General features: G+C 57.9%; 13 protein-coding genes. 7 read left to right on the plus strand and 6 right to left on the minus strand.

Annotated elements, in window-relative coordinates; all coding sequences use genetic code 11:
* Nucleotides 1–41 precede the first annotated feature (41 nt).
* Together HCG46_RS24650 and HCG46_RS24655 are read left to right on the plus strand one after the other, a co-directional pair.
* On the plus strand, nucleotides 42–1,163 hold the full coding sequence (locus tag HCG46_RS24650) for a mannitol dehydrogenase family protein (RefSeq protein ID WP_168687723.1): 1,122 nt from the start codon (nucleotides 42–44) through the stop codon (nucleotides 1,161–1,163).
* Nucleotides 1,160–2,161 carry an aldo/keto reductase gene (locus HCG46_RS24655; RefSeq protein WP_168687724.1) on the plus strand — a complete coding sequence of 334 codons (1,002 nt, stop codon included), beginning with the start codon at nucleotides 1,160–1,162 and terminating at the stop codon, nucleotides 2,159–2,161. Before HCG46_RS24650 ends, HCG46_RS24655 begins: the two co-directional genes overlap by 4 nt.
* Here HCG46_RS24655 and HCG46_RS24660 read toward each other — a convergent pair.
* Nucleotides 2,146–3,048 (minus strand): GntR family transcriptional regulator, encoded by a 903-nt coding sequence (locus HCG46_RS24660; protein ID WP_023001505.1) that lies wholly within the window; start codon nucleotides 3,046–3,048, stop codon nucleotides 2,146–2,148. The genes HCG46_RS24655 and HCG46_RS24660 overlap by 16 nt on opposite strands.
* A gap of 138 nt (nucleotides 3,049–3,186) precedes the next feature.
* Here HCG46_RS24660 and HCG46_RS24665 point away from each other — a divergent pair, with 138 nt between their 5' ends.
* From HCG46_RS24665 to HCG46_RS24680, 4 genes are all read left to right on the plus strand, one after another.
* Complete coding sequence (locus tag HCG46_RS24665; RefSeq protein WP_168687725.1) at nucleotides 3,187–4,209, plus strand: ABC transporter permease; 1,023 nt, start codon at nucleotides 3,187–3,189, stop codon at nucleotides 4,207–4,209.
* A 46-nt stretch (nucleotides 4,210–4,255) separates the two neighbouring features.
* Nucleotides 4,256–5,197 carry an ABC transporter substrate-binding protein gene (locus HCG46_RS24670; RefSeq protein WP_023001507.1) on the plus strand — a complete coding sequence of 314 codons (942 nt, stop codon included), beginning with the start codon at nucleotides 4,256–4,258 and terminating at the stop codon, nucleotides 5,195–5,197.
* Between the two features lie 75 nt (nucleotides 5,198–5,272).
* Nucleotides 5,273–6,064, plus strand: coding sequence for an ATP-binding cassette domain-containing protein (locus HCG46_RS24675; protein WP_023001508.1), 792 nt, complete (start codon nucleotides 5,273–5,275; stop codon nucleotides 6,062–6,064).
* Complete coding sequence (locus HCG46_RS24680; RefSeq protein WP_168687726.1) at nucleotides 6,061–7,098, plus strand: zinc-binding alcohol dehydrogenase family protein; 1,038 nt, start codon at nucleotides 6,061–6,063, stop codon at nucleotides 7,096–7,098. Before HCG46_RS24675 ends, HCG46_RS24680 begins: the two co-directional genes overlap by 4 nt.
* 74 nt (nucleotides 7,099–7,172) lie before the next feature.
* Here the strand turns inward: HCG46_RS24680 and HCG46_RS24685 are convergent, their stop codons facing one another.
* The 5 genes from HCG46_RS24685 to HCG46_RS24705 all read right to left on the minus strand — a co-directional run bounded on the left by HCG46_RS24685 (nucleotide 7,173) and on the right by HCG46_RS24705 (nucleotide 13,027).
* Nucleotides 7,173–8,183 carry an ABC transporter permease gene (locus HCG46_RS24685; RefSeq protein WP_168687727.1) on the minus strand — a complete coding sequence of 337 codons (1,011 nt, stop codon included), beginning with the start codon at nucleotides 8,181–8,183 and terminating at the stop codon, nucleotides 7,173–7,175.
* Nucleotides 8,184–8,201: 18 nt separating this feature from the next.
* The gene (locus HCG46_RS24690) at nucleotides 8,202–9,704 is read right to left on the minus strand and encodes a sugar ABC transporter ATP-binding protein (RefSeq protein ID WP_077294584.1); all 1,503 of its coding nucleotides are present in this window, start codon (nucleotides 9,702–9,704) and stop codon (nucleotides 8,202–8,204) included.
* A 93-nt stretch (nucleotides 9,705–9,797) separates the two neighbouring features.
* Complete coding sequence (locus HCG46_RS24695) at nucleotides 9,798–10,745, minus strand: sugar-binding protein (protein ID WP_077294132.1); 948 nt, start codon at nucleotides 10,743–10,745, stop codon at nucleotides 9,798–9,800.
* Between the two features lie 269 nt (nucleotides 10,746–11,014).
* A complete protein-coding gene (locus HCG46_RS24700) occupies nucleotides 11,015–12,007 on the minus strand; it encodes a substrate-binding domain-containing protein (RefSeq protein WP_077294129.1) in 993 nt (330 codons plus the stop codon).
* Nucleotides 12,008–12,046: 39 nt separating this feature from the next.
* The gene (locus tag HCG46_RS24705) at nucleotides 12,047–13,027 is read right to left on the minus strand and encodes an NAD(P)-dependent oxidoreductase (RefSeq protein WP_168687728.1); all 981 of its coding nucleotides are present in this window, start codon (nucleotides 13,025–13,027) and stop codon (nucleotides 12,047–12,049) included.
* Between the two features lie 180 nt (nucleotides 13,028–13,207).
* Here HCG46_RS24705 and HCG46_RS24710 point away from each other — a divergent pair, with 180 nt between their 5' ends.
* Nucleotides 13,208–13,948, plus strand: a complete 741-nt coding sequence (locus HCG46_RS24710; protein WP_168687729.1) for an ATP-binding cassette domain-containing protein — start codon at nucleotides 13,208–13,210, stop codon at nucleotides 13,946–13,948.
* The last annotated feature ends 3 nt before the right edge of the window (nucleotides 13,949–13,951 follow it).

Here is a 13,951-nt window from a genome sequence, read left to right on the forward strand (position 1 = left end):
TTCATAATAATAATAAACATAAAATCATTCGGGAGAGAGCCATGTCGACGTCAGCGATCGTTCAATTCGGGACCAGCCGCTTCCTGCAAGCGCATGCGGATCTATTCGTTTCCGAAGCCATTGCCGAAGGGCAGGACGCCGGACCGATCACAGTGGTTCAAACCAGTGGCGACGCGTCCCGGGCACATCGCCTGAAGGCGCTTGCAGACCCTTCCGGCTACGAAGTCCGGATCAAGGGCATCGACAACGGCACCCTGGTGGACACAAGCAAGACCGTCAGCAGCATCAAACGTGCCTTGTCCTTGCCGGAAGACCTTGCCGAGGTCGCGAAAGCCGTGGCCGGCGAAGCAAGGATTATCCTCTCCAACACCGCTGATGCGGGCTATCGGCCAAGTGAGGCAGACAAGAGCACCGACTTTTCCATCGACATGTCCTATCCGGCCAAGTTGACGTGGTTCCTGTTCCAAAGGTTCGGCATGGGCGGCGCTCCGGTGCAGGTCATGCCGGCCGAACTCATTCCCGAAAACGGCAATGTTCTGAGAGATCTCGTCCTTTCCATTGCAGCTCTTTACCCGCCTGAATTTGCAGACTGGCTCCGCTCAAACGTGACCTGGGTGAATTCCCTGGTCGACAGGATCGTCTCCGAACCGCTGGAACCCGCCGGAGCTGTTGCCGAACCCTATGCGCTTTGGGCAATAGAGAAACAACCCGGCCTCATTCTGCCCTGCGTGCACTCATGCGTGCAGGTGGTCGAGGACCTGGAACAGGTCGAGACCCTGAAGCTTTTCATCCTGAACCTTGGACACACCTACCTGGTGTCACGATGGCTGGCTGCAGGCGGTTCGTCCCTGCAGTTTGTCCGGGAACTGATTGACAGTCCCGACTATGGCCCCGACCTTACAGATCTCTATCGACGCGAAGTCATCCCCGCCTTCGAGGCTCATGGCCGCAAGAACGAAGCGGAAGCCTATGCCGCCACGACAATCGACAGGTTCAAGAACCCGTTTCTGGACCACAAGCTTGCCGACATCGCACAGAACCACGGGGAAAAGATAGACCGACGTATTTCATCTTTCCTGTCCTGGGCACGGAAAGCCGACGCGTCACTTCAGATGCCCCGGCTGGATGCAGTGGCGGCTGGTGCCGAGGCAGCACGCGCATGAGGGCACGCAGACAGATCGGCAACACAAGTGTTCTGGTAACGGATATTTCCTTCGGAGCCTCCGCCATCGGCAACATGGGTCGGGTAGTGCCGGAACCAGAAGCAAACGAAGTTCTCCAGTCTGCCTGGGACGCCGGGATCCGGTACTTCGACACCGCACCTCATTATGGCCGTGGCCGGTCGGAAGAGCGGCTAGGCCGGTTCCTGAAATCCAGGCGGCGAGAAGACTACGTCCTGTCCACCAAGGTTGGGCGCGTACTGTCCCCTGGAACTCCCCTGAAGGAGGCCGACGGTTTTTTCGACCCGCTTCCGAACGCTGTTCGCTACGACTATTCCGGCGACGGCATTGAAGCGTCGCTGGAAGGCAGTTTCGAGCGGCTGCAGACGCGCCATGTCGATATCGTCTACATCCACGACATCGGCACCTACACCCATGGTGCTTCAAACGAAACACATATGCAGGACTTGCTGGCGACCGGGCTCGACCGGTTGCAAAGATTGAAAGACAGGGGAAAAATCCGCGCCTTCGGCCTCGGCGTGAATGAAACCCGGGTTTGTCTCGACCTTCTGAATGAGACCGACCTGGACGCCATCCTGCTTGCAGGACGCCTGACCCTGCTCGACCGGGAAGCCGAAGACCAGCTCGTCGGGCGGTGCCTGGAAAAAGGCACAAGCCTGGTTCTCGGCGGGATCTTCAATTCCGGAATTCTGGCAACGGGACCGGTTGAGGGCGCCTGGTTCGATTACGCACCCGCGCCAGCGGAAATCCTGGCAAAGGTGACCGCGCTCAAGGAACAGGCCACGACACTGGGACTTCCGCTTGCCAGCGCGGCCCTTCACTTCGCCCACAGCTATCCCGGTGTCGCCTCTGTTCTGCTCGGCACATCGAAGGCCTCATCCCTGAAGCGCAATCTCGACTGCCTCGCCGAAGCACCGCCCGCCAGCTTTTCAAGAGTGTTTGGCACCCCTGCGCAAGAGGGCCTTCAGGCGAACTTGTGAACCCGCAACGACTGCAGAAGCGTTTCCTTCGATCTCCGCAAATGCTTTAGCGCTGCGGCTTCCGACCTTGCGCCGTCCTTGTCGAGCATCGCGTCGATCCATTCGAGATGCTCCTCGATCGCGGCCGCATTGCGTTCCAGCTCGTCGCGTTTGTCCCACATGTAGTGGTAGTTGAAGATCAGCTTGATGAGCTTCTGTGCCTCGAGAACAAACCGGTTTTTGACGACGCTGTTGACGGCTGAATGAAACTTTTCGTCCAGCAGGGAAAAGTCGTGATACCGCTCCTCAAGAACCGATTTCAGGTCCTCATGTTCGCGCTTCAAGGCCTTGAGCTTTTTCCAGATCTCGTGCTCGGGCGGAAGGGTTAGCAGCTGCCGGACCGCATTCAGCTCGAGAACCATTCGAAACTCTGACAGTTCAACCGCAAATTCCGACGTGAACCCAAGGAGCGACCAGCCTCCTCTTGGACGGCGCTCCACAAGACCGAGACGGCTCAGTCCGGCCAGAAATTCCTGAAGGTTGTGGACGGGAACACCGAATTGCCGCGACAGTTGCGCCACGTTGAGCGACGTCCCCGCCGGAACGTCGAAACGCAGGATCCATTCAAAGAACCTGTGCTCCAGTTCCTCCGTGGACAGGGAACTTTCGGCAGGAACCAGGCGGTGCTCCGCCTGAGGTTTCCGGATCAACGTCTTGGTACGGCCTTCCCAGCGAATGAGATTGTCGCTGTCCAGCTTTTGCAATGCGGTACGTACGATGGTTCTGCTGACTTCCATCTTGTCCGCAAGCGCGGTCTCGGCGGGCAACTCGTCGCCAATCGCCATGGTGCTGCAGATGTCCAGCAACCTGTTGTATGCGCGCCTGAATCGTTCGTCCGTTCTTGCCATGGCAGCAACCTAACATATCCAAAACGCTGAACAATTCCGATTGTTTGTATTAAAAAATAAAAAACTGTTGACGCGTCGCATTACCTGACCTCATATTGTTTTTAATAATTTTATTCAATATCCGGCCCGGGAGGATTTATGGCGGATCTTGATCGAGGCGCAGAGCCTGCTTCCTGGACCTTCAAACTGTCTGCCGGTTCCTTTCACAAGTTATCGGCGCTCCTGACCCTTGCCCTGCTGATCTTCGCGTTCTCCTTCGGAAACGCGGCCTTTTTCTCCATCAACAACGGCCTGACTGTGCTGCTGCAGACGTCCGTCATCGGCTTGCTGGGCATCGGGATGACGATGGTCATCATTACCGGCGGCATCGACCTGAGCGTCGGCTCTGTGCTTGCCCTTTCTGGAACCATCACCGGATTGAGCATCAAGGCAGGCGTGCCGGTCGGTCCCGCCATGGCGATCGGCGTGATGGCCGGCGCCGCTTGCGGTTTCGTCAACGGCTTCGTCATTACCAAAATGCGGATCACCCCGTTCGTGGCAACGCTCGGCATGATGCTGATCGCCCGAGGCGTTGCCCTCCAGCTGACGGGCGCAGCGCCGATTTCACGGCTTGGGGAAAGCTTCGGCCTTCTGGGCAACGGCTCGCTGTTCCGCATCGTTGAGAAAACCGGCGGCATCTTCCCGAAAGTCGTCTTCCCCGGAATTCCCTATCCGGTCATTCTGCTCGCGGTTGTCGCGCTTGCCGCAGCCTATCTGCTCAGGCGTCGCCAGATCGGCCGGCACATCTATGCAACCGGATCGAACGAGGAAGCCGCCCGTCTTTCCGGCGTCCTGGTCGACCGCACGAAGATCTTCGCCTACGTCCAGTCGGGCGCTCTGGCCGGGCTCGCGGGCAACGTTCTGATGTCGCGCCTCGTGACCGTTCAGCCCAATGAAGGTGTCATGTATGAGCTCGACGCGATTGCGGCCGCTGTCATCGGCGGAGCTTCGCTCATGGGCGGCGTCGGCAATATTTCCGGAACGATGATCGGCGCAGCCATCATCGGCGTTCTGCGGAACGGGCTCAACATGGCCGGTGTCTCGGCATTCATCCAGCAAATCGTGATCGGCGTCATCGTCATTCTGGCGGTCTACGTCGATCAGATCAGAAACCGGCGCTGAGAAAGCCGGACGATTTCCAGAGCAACTTCAGACGGAGGAGAATTAAATGAAGAAGCTTTTGACAACAGCGATGATGGCAAGTGCCCTTGCGCTGTCCGCAGCAGCCGCGCAGGCCGGAGAAATTGCGGTCATCGTCAAGACGACGAATTCCAACTTCTGGCAGAACGTGAACAAGGGCGCCAGCGCAGCCATCGAAGGCCAGTCGGACCACACGATGACCTTCAACGGTCCGGCGTCGGAATCGGCCGTTGCAGATCAGGTCAGCCTTGTCGAGAACGCCATCAACCGCGGCGTATCCGGAATTGTCCTGGCACCATCCGATCCGGAAGCCCTGATCCCGGCGGTGAAGAAAGCGTATGAATCCGAAATTCCCGTCGTCATCATCGACTCCGGCCTCGCCGACAACGGCAAGGAATTTTACCAGTCATTCCTGTCGACCGATAACTGCGCTGCCGGTCAACTGGTTGCCGACAAGATGATTTCGGAAGTCGGGACAGAGGGCAAGGTTGCCGTGATGTCCTATGTCGCGGGTGTCGGCTCCGAACTTGGCCGCGTCGGCTGCTTCGTCAAGCGGATCGAGGATCAGTCCAAGATCGAAATCGTCGGCCCGTATTACTCCCAGTCGCAGATGGCCACCGCCTTGAACCAGACCACCGACGTTCTGGCGGCAAACCCGGATCTCGTCGGCATTTTCGGTGCCAACGAACCGACAGCCATCGGCATGGGCCGGGCCCTGGCACAAGCCGGAAAGGCGGGCAAGGTCACGGCAATCGGCTTTGACGGCAACACAGACCTTCAGGATTTCGTCCGCGACGGCACCCTGGCCGCGACTGCCGTTCAAGGCTCGTTCCAGATGGGCGAGATCGGCGTTCAAACCATTCTGAAGCTTTTGAACGGAGAACAGGTCCCGAACTTCATCGACACCGGCGTCGTCCTGGCGACCAAGGACAATATCGATCATCCGAGCGTTCAGAACGTCCTTTACTAACGCACCACAAAGCGGCCGGAAGCCTTTCTGCTCAAAGGCTTCCGGTCTTTTCAATCGTCGATCGGGACACGGAATATGAAACCAGATGCACAATCCGCGGCACCGCTGGTGCAGATGGAGGCAATCGAAAAGCACTTTGGCGGCATAAGGGCGGTGAATGGTGTTTCTCTGGAGCTTTATCCAGGTGAAGTCGTTGGCGTTCTCGGCCACAACGGCGCCGGCAAATCGTGTCTGATGCGCATCCTGTCCGGGGCCATGATCCCCAATGAGGGGACAATCCGCGTCAATGGCGAAATCGCCGACATTCAATCGCCCCACGACGCCCGCGATCTGGGCATCGAAACCATCTACCAGACGCTTGCCCTTGCAGATCATCTGAACGCACCCGCAAACCTGTTTCTCGGCCGGGAACTGAAAACAAGGTTCGGAAATCTGGACGACAGCCGGATGATGGCCGAGGCGGTCCGTGTTCTGAAAAGGCTCAACCCGAACTTCAAGAACCTGAACGATCCGGTGTCGAGCCTCTCAGGCGGTCAGCGCCAGGTTGTTGCTATTGCCAGAGCGATCTATTTTGACGTCAAGATCCTGATCATGGACGAGCCGACAGCCGCTCTCGGCCCTTCGGAAACGGCCATGGTCGGTGCCTTGATCAGACAATTGCGCGAAGAAGGAATAGGCATCCTCCTGGTGAGCCACGACATGCATGACGTGTTCGAACTCTGCGATCGTGTCATAGTGATGAACAAGGGCCGTAAGGTCGGCTCGCACCGGATTGAAGACGTGACCAAGGATGATGTTCTCAGCCTTATCATCAAGGGCGACCTTCCTCACGACTGGGCTCCCAGGAGCCGGAAAGCCGTTCAATGAATATTGAAAAAACCAAATCACCGGCAGTGGCCCGATCAATGGAATGCGGAACCGTCATCGAACCGGGTGTTTTCAGGCTCGAAACGCGGGTCCTGCCCGAAGACGCGCCGGACGGCTGGGTGCTTGTGGACATCGAGGCCGTCGGCATTTGCGGCACCGACTACCACATTCTGGAAGGCAAGCACCCTTTCCTGAACTACCCGCGTGTCATCGGTCATGAGCTTAGCGGCAGGGTCGCGGAAAGTATCGGCCCGTGGACTGCCGGGGAACTGGTGGTGGTCAACCCGTATCTTTCGTGCAACGCCTGCCGGGCCTGCATGAAGGGCAAACCGAACTGCTGCAGCAGCATCGAGGTTCTCGGTGTTCACCGGGATGGCGGAATGTGTTCCCGCATCGCCGTCCCCCAGCAAAATCTCTATCCGGCGACCGGCTTGACGGAACTTCAGGCGGCGATGGTGGAGTTTCTTGCAATCGGGGCCCATGCCGTTCGCCGGGCGGCGTTATCTGCCGACGACAGGGTTCTGGTCACCGGGGCAGGTCCCATCGGCATCGGCACAGCTCTCTTTGCCCGGCTTTCGGGAGCCGAAGTCCATCTTCTGGACATGAGCCAAACGCGGCTGGCCCAGGCGACGGAAAAATTTGGCTTCAAGAACACGCATCTCGTCGGAACCGACATTCTGTCAGGTCCGCTGCAAGACGGCTTCGACGTGATTTTCGATGCAACAGGCAATGCGGCCGCCATCGAAGCCGGCTTTCCTCTTCTTGCGCATGGCAGTCGCTATGTGCTGGTGAGCGTCGTGAAGGAAACCATCAGCTTCAGCGACCCGGAGTTTCACAAGCGCGAAACCCAGATCATCGGCAGCAGAAACGCCACGAGAGAAGACTTCGAGACCGTCATGTCGGCAATTCGCTCAGACCGGATAGACACGGATGCCCTGTGCACGCTGACCGTGCGCCTCGAGGATCTTCCGGCGAAGATCAAGGAGCTGGCGACAGACAGGGAGGCCTTGATCAAGGCCATCGTCACTCTCTAAGCCCCCTTGTCGGATCAGGCAGCGCACCAGCAGGCCTGCCCGATCCATGCTCGCTCAAGATTGAAAAAGCGACTTCATACCGTTTCCGAACGCGGCTCCCGGTTGGCCGGTGAAATGGTCGCAAGGGCGCTTGCCTGGCGTCGGGAGTTCCTGTGTTTGGCGATCTGATTGTCTGCGATGACACCGATCAGGATTACGCTGCCCATAACCGCAAAGTTGAGCGATGAGGGAATGCCGAGCAGATTGACGAGATTCTGAAGCATCTGCAGCAGAACGACACCCAACACGACGCCGACAACGGACCCCTCCCCTCCCCTTAGGGAAAACCCTCCCAGCACGGCGGCTGCAATTGCATAGAGTTCATAAAAATTGCCGTGGGATGCGGGGTGGATGGAGCGGGTATACATGGCAAAGAAGATGGCCGAGAGACCGGTTAGAACAGCGCAGATGACATAGGCCAGAACAATGACCCGCCTCGTGTTGATTCCGGTGTAGCGGGCTGCTTCCTCGTTCTTGCCTACAGCGAAAAGATGCCTGCCGAAAACTGTGCGATGAAGCACGAACCAGGCGATCACCGCTATAATGGTGAAGGCGATAATCGAGTGGGGGACACCGCCGCTCCGCCCCGAAATAAGCCACTCCAGAACCGGAAAACTGTCTCCGAACGAAAAGCCTGCCGTCCCGTCCTTGGTGTAGAACCGCGCGACCCCGCGATAGATCAGGAGGCCGCACAAGGTGACGATGAAGGGCTGAAGCTTCAACCGGGTGATCAGCCAGCCGTGGATGAAACCGAAACAGGCTCCCAGCAGAAGAACGATCAGGCAGGCAACAGGCCAGGGAACGCCCTGCTGGACGATCAGATCGACGAAGATGACACCAAGGAGCGCGATAAGAGAACCGACGGACAACTCGATACCGGCCGTCACGATCACGAAAGCTTCCGCAAGGGAAAACAGCCCGAAAAGGCCAATGAGGTTGGCCGTATTTGCCAGGTTGATCGGCGACAAGAACCGGGGATTGATCAGGGCGACAACTGCCCCGACCACCAGAACAAGTACCGCCAGTCCGATATCCTTCTTTTGCATTCTGTCTCCCCAAGTCCCTTACCCGACCGCCAGCCGGAGTATGTTTTCTTCCGTCAGTTCGTCACGACCCAGGATCCCCGACACGTGCCCCCTGCGCATGACGGCCACACGATCTGACACCCCGATGACTTCCTCCATGTCGCTCGAGATCATCAGGATACCGACGCCTTCGTCCGCGAGCGCCTGCATGAGGTGATAGACTTCCGCCTTCGCGCCCACATCGATGCCTCTGGTCGGTTCGTCGAAAATGAGAACCTTCGGCTTCATCGCCAGCCACTTCGCCAGCACCACCTTCTGCTGGTTTCCGCCGGACAACTCAGCAGCGGCCCGTGTGATGGCGCTGGTCTTGATGGAAAGCCGGTCGCGCGAGCTTTCCGCCAACGTTGCCTCGCGCGCCCGGTCAACGACACCGCGGCGGCTCAGCTTGTTGAGACAGGGCAAGGAAATGTTCGCGCAGATCGCAAAATCTAGAAGAAGGCCCTGCTCTTTTCTGTTTTCCGGCACCAACGACAGCCCTGCGGCAATCGCTTCTGGAACTGAATGAGTTTGCAATTCCCGGCCGTTGAGCCGGATGGTGCCATCAACCAGCGGCTCCACACCGAAGACAGCGCGTGCAAGTTCCGTTCGGCCGGCACCTACCAAACCGGCAACTCCGAGGATCTCACCGGCATGAAGTGTCAGGTCGACGTGTGAGCCGGGGAAAGTCGACGTGCGCACACCCTGCAGCTCAAGCACCGGCTCGCGCAATTGATGGGGCTTTTTTTCATAGAACTGACCGACATCCCTGCCGATCATCATCCGCACCATTCTGTCCTTGCGGATGCCGGCGCCCACCAGTGCGCCCGCGTTTCTGCCATCGCGCAGGCACACAACCCTGTCCGCGACGTCTTCCACTTCACTCAGACGATGGCTGATAAACAGGATTGCAACGCCCTGATCCTTCAGCTGCCGCATGACCTGAAGCAGCCTGTCGGTTTCCGACAAGGTGAGACTTGACGTCGGCTCATCGAGAATGACCAGGCGTGCATTCATCGACAATGCGCGGGCAATTTCGAGCAATTGCTGATCTGCGAGCGAAAGGTCCGCAACGGAATCGCTGGCACCGAAACGCGTACCGAGCATCTCCAGAATAGGCTCCACCTTGGCCACCATGGCGCGCCGGTCGAGCAATCGCAGCGGACCGGATGTGATTTCGCGGCCCAGAAGAACGTTTGCGGTCACGTCAAGATTTGAAAACGGATTGAGCTCCTGATGGACGAAGGCAATGCCGAGCGCAGAAGCTTCGGCCGGGGTCAGTCCACCGGTCCGGACGCCGTCTATGATGATATCGCCCCCGTCGGGGGAGATCGCGCCACCCAGCACTTTCATCAAGGTGGACTTACCGGCGCCGTTTTCGCCGATCAGGCCAACGATTTCTCCGCCCTTGATGCTCAAATCGACATCCTGAAGGGCAACGACACCGGGATAGACTTTCGTTACCCGTGTGAGTTCGAGGGAAATCTTCTCAAATCCGGGGATCAAGGTTTGGGCTCCGCCATATTGATCGGCTTCGGCTGCACGGGCCGGCAATAATCCGGTCCGCGCAGCCTCAGGGTCCGCCTGGGAGGGCCCGACCTAGCCTTTGATGCGCTCTTTCAGCTGCTGTTCGAACGGATCGACATTTTCCGCATCGATGATCTTCGTCGGCACGATGATCAGACCATCAGCCGGAATTCCGGATTTGTCGCCTTCCAGAAAGTCGGCCATCAGGTGCATGCCCTGGTAGCCCCACTGATAAGGATCCTGCACCACCGTTCCGGCGAAGCTGCCTTCACGGATAGCACCGAGAGTGATCGGGTCCTCGTCGAAGGCAATGACGGTGATTTCACGCAGTTTGCCAGCCGCCTGAAGCGCTTCGTAGATCTTCGGGGGATTGTATGAGTAGAAGCCGACCATGCAGTCGATTTCCGGATTGGCAGCGAGAACGTCATCGACGTTCGACCGGGCCTTGGCGAAGTCGACGTCGTCACCTCGGACGTCGACCAGCTCGATGCCCTTGTCTTTCACGGTTTCGCGGAACCCGGCGATGCGTTCCTTGGCGTTATCGGCACCGAGAAAGCCGACAAAACCCATGCAGGTTCCCCCGTCCGGCAAGGCCTTGATTGCAATTTCGCCAGCCTGATTTCCAGCAAGCGTGTTCGATGACCCCAGATAGGCAATCCGGTCACTTTCCGGCGCATCGCTGTCGGTCGTGAACAGCGGCACCTGTGCGGCAACACGATTGAAGGCGTCGGTCGATGTCTTGGGATCCACAGACGAAATCATGATGGCGTCAGTCCCGGCAGCCACCAGGTCGTCCATGAGGGCATTCTGAAGCGCTGCCGTTCCCTGGGCGGGATACCGGAACTGCAGCTCGTAGCCGGGCAGTTCCGCCTGCGCGGCGTTCACGCCGGCTTCAGCCAGTTTCCAGAAGTCGGAGGCCGCGTTCACAACGAATGCCAGTTGCGGCTTTTCCTGCGAATGCGCCGCCGTGGCGGCGAGTGTGGCAATGGCTGCCACGCAAAGGGTTTTACGAAGTTTCAATTTTTCCTCCCTGTCTCTGGGCAACGATACATCGCCCGCAACAAATTATTACTAATATTAATTAATTGAAGTTTTCAAGTATTAATTAACAAGCCATCCTTTGCAGCTAATCGAGGGTAATATTTCGAACCTTGGCACCCTTCACGAAAAAGATCTGATGGGCACACGCACGCGCGCCGACGGGAAAGCGCCATGTGAAAGCCATGGCCCCGCCAGGAAAAAGCGCCGCCGAACCAATGCGCCAGTTCGGCGGCCAGTGGAGAAGTTGTCTAGTTGTCTGCGCAGAAACCAGGATCTTCCTGGTTACAGACATCCAGCCCCGTATAGAGCGGATCGTCTACGCTATCTCCGTTGATGAGCTGCATCATCACATCCGGTGCACGATAGCCCATTTCAAACGGCCTCTGGCCGACCTGAGCATGGCTCCTGCCATCGCGGAAGGCTTTCGTCTGAGGCGGCAAGGTATCGCCGGCGATGATGATCAAATCCTTGGACTTCAGCTTGTCCATCACCTGATCCGTCACCTGCGTATAGGCCTGCGGCGCGAACTGAGCCCACCCACCGATCAGGATGAACGCATCAAGATCGGGATTGGCGATGAACGTGTCAGCCATCTGCTGGTTTGCAAGATCAGCCTGGTCATTGGTGAAAACGGGACATCCGTCGATCTCGGTCCAGCCGTTCTGGCCAGTCAGGCGATCGACGCCCTTTTCTCCAGCGGCCGTATCACGGAACCCCTGAGCCCGGGCATTGATATTGTCGGCAGCAACGTTCCCAAGTTGCAGGCACACCGTTCCACCATCCGCCTTGAGCTTCGCGGCCTCCTCGGCCATCTTGACGCCCATCAGATAATTGTCGGTGCCAAGATAGGTCTTGCGAAGGTCGCGGTCGTCGGCCAGGAAGTCCGCATCAATGGTCATGACCGGCACGCTTGGCGCGATCTGACGGATGCGGTTTGCCATGGCAGGTGCGTTGGACGGCGAAATGGCGATTGCGGCAACACCGCGGGTAAGCAGATCATCCACGATCTGGACCTCGCCAGCCTCGTCGGCGGATGATGCAGGGCCGGTATAAAGACATTCATATTCGCTGTCCGCGTTTTCGGACATCCACTTCTGGCAACCCAGATTGATCTGTTCGAAGAAAGGGTTATCAAGCCCCTTCACCACGATTGCGAGGGTTTTCTTGTCTTGTGCAAGGCTCGATCCGACTGAAATTGCCAAAACGGCAGCGGCGCCAAGCAACAGTAAATTCCGTCTCATGCGTGTCACTCCCTTCTGTCCAGCAGGTCCCGGAGCGATTTACCCCGGGTACCAGATTCTACGGGGATCTTTGATGTCCCTTCTGTAGTTCCAGGCCCCTTCAACAAGAGCCTCCAGGTCTACCGACGGTTCCCAGCCCAGCCTCTGGCGCGCCTTGGAATTGTCGAGCCAGTTGCTGTGGAGAGAGGTCGGAATTTCCGCGATTTCGTAAGATCTTGTGGCCGCGAGATGGTTGGCGACGCACCGGTAGTCGACCGGTTCGTTCATGGAGATATTGAAAAGCTGGCCAGCCGCCTTCAGACTGTCCAATGCCGCAAGGATCGCGGAAACCAGATCATCCACATGTACGAAATTGCGCTTGAGCGGCGCACCTTCCCGATCCAGCAGCAACGGGGCAAATCGGCCGCCGGCAAGGCGCTGGATTTCATCGGCGGCAAGAAAGTCCGACCACAAGGGGCCGCCGAACTGGTCCGGACCAAAGCTCAGCGCAAACTTGAAGTCGTCCTTTTCCATGATCCAGGGCGCGCGCAATATGCAGCCGTTCAGACCATATTGATGCCGGTATTGCTCCAGCATTACCTCTTCCAGAACCTTGGTCAGGGCATAACAACCCGGATAAGCCTTGCGCTCCGAAGTTTCCGTGACCGGCTCCGAATATGGCTGGAAGGCATGACCAACGGCACAGTCCCCGCTGATCAGAATGAATTGCCTTGCATTTGCCAGTTTCCGGAACTCTTCGAGAAGGACAAACATTCCCTTCACAGAAACGTCGATTGCAAGTTCGGGAGATTCCTTGACGGCCGCCATGTGAAGCACATGCGTAACACCGGCCATCGCTTTCGACACACAAGCGGGATCGGCAATTGAGCCGCGGATGACCTCCACGCGGTCCCCGGAATCGATCGTCCGGTTGTTGCACAGAGCCACAACGCCCCACCCGCTGAACATGTCCTCAGACAGAAAGCGCGACAGGAAGTTTTGCCCGACCTTGCCCGTGGCACCTGTAAGCAGAAGCTTCATTTATCTCCCCTTGCCTTTATTAAATAATATTTACTAATATTAATTAGTCAAGAATTGAAAAACGACACCAAAACGTGTGTCATGCGGTAAGCTGAAACCGGCCTGTCACGGGGACATGACCGGGAGGACTTCCCAAGTGGCGACGTCCATCTGGCCGGGTGTTTGGGGAGGAAAATCAGAATGTCGAGGCTGAGGCTGAGCGGAATCTCAAAAAGCTTTGGAGCCATTCAGGCTTTGAACGACGTATCCCTGGAAGTGGCTCCGGGCGAGGTTCTGGGACTGATGGGGGACAACGGAGCGGGTAAATCAACCCTGGTAAAGATCGTTGCGGGCAACTTCAGGCCCACCCACGGTTCGATTTCCATTGATGACACCAGCGTGGATTTTCATCGTCCGCTCGACGCGCAGGTAGAAGGTATTGAAGTCGTTTATCAGGACCTGGCGCTTTGCGATAACCTGTCGGCGGCGTCCAATGTCTTTCTTGGCAGAGAGCCGCGACGGTCCTTCGGCGGGATCAAGCTGCTGGACTACGCCACCATGTACAAGCGCTCAGCGGAGCTTTTCGCGGCCCTCAAATCCGAGACCCGCCCTCGAGACCTTGTCAGGCGTATGTCCGGCGGGCAGCGGCAGGCTGTGGCCATTGCAAGAACGCTTCTTTCCAACGCCAAAATCGTCCTCATGGATGAGCCGACCGCCGCCATTTCGGTACGCCAGGTTGCCGAGGTCCTGGACCTGATCCATCGGCTGAGTGACCAGGGTATCAGCGTTGTCCTGATCAGCCACAGAATGCCGGATGTGTTTGCGGTCTGCAGCCGCATCGCCGTGCTGCGAAGAGGACAACTCGTGGCTTGCAAGCCGGCAAACGAAAGTTCTCCGGAAGAGGTGACCGGTTTGATTACCGGCGCCATCGAAACGGCTTGAGGG

Source organism: Labrenzia sp. PO1 (assembly GCF_012273635.1).
Classification (GTDB): domain Bacteria; phylum Pseudomonadota; class Alphaproteobacteria; order Rhizobiales; family Stappiaceae; genus Roseibium; species Roseibium algicola.

Excerpts from the sequence above, each read along its gene's own strand:
- HCG46_RS24650 (WP_168687723.1), top strand. The coding sequence starts at position 42 with ATGTCGACGTCAGCGATCGTTCAATTCGGGACCAGCCGCTTCCTGCAA.
- HCG46_RS24655 (WP_168687724.1), top strand. The coding sequence starts at position 1,160 with ATGAGGGCACGCAGACAGATCGGCAACACAAGTGTTCTGGTAACGGAT.
- HCG46_RS24660 (WP_023001505.1), bottom strand. The coding sequence starts at position 3,048 with ATGGCAAGAACGGACGAACGATTCAGGCGCGCATACAACAGGTTGCTG.
- HCG46_RS24665 (WP_168687725.1), top strand. The coding sequence starts at position 3,187 with ATGGCGGATCTTGATCGAGGCGCAGAGCCTGCTTCCTGGACCTTCAAA.
- HCG46_RS24670 (WP_023001507.1), top strand. The coding sequence starts at position 4,256 with ATGAAGAAGCTTTTGACAACAGCGATGATGGCAAGTGCCCTTGCGCTG.
- HCG46_RS24675 (WP_023001508.1), top strand. The coding sequence starts at position 5,273 with ATGAAACCAGATGCACAATCCGCGGCACCGCTGGTGCAGATGGAGGCA.
- HCG46_RS24680 (WP_168687726.1), top strand. The coding sequence starts at position 6,061 with ATGAATATTGAAAAAACCAAATCACCGGCAGTGGCCCGATCAATGGAA.
- HCG46_RS24685 (WP_168687727.1), bottom strand. The coding sequence starts at position 8,183 with ATGCAAAAGAAGGATATCGGACTGGCGGTACTTGTTCTGGTGGTCGGG.
- HCG46_RS24700 (WP_077294129.1), bottom strand. The coding sequence starts at position 12,007 with ATGAGACGGAATTTACTGTTGCTTGGCGCCGCTGCCGTTTTGGCAATT.
- HCG46_RS24705 (WP_168687728.1), bottom strand. The coding sequence starts at position 13,027 with ATGAAGCTTCTGCTTACAGGTGCCACGGGCAAGGTCGGGCAAAACTTC.
- HCG46_RS24710 (WP_168687729.1), top strand. The coding sequence starts at position 13,208 with ATGTCGAGGCTGAGGCTGAGCGGAATCTCAAAAAGCTTTGGAGCCATT.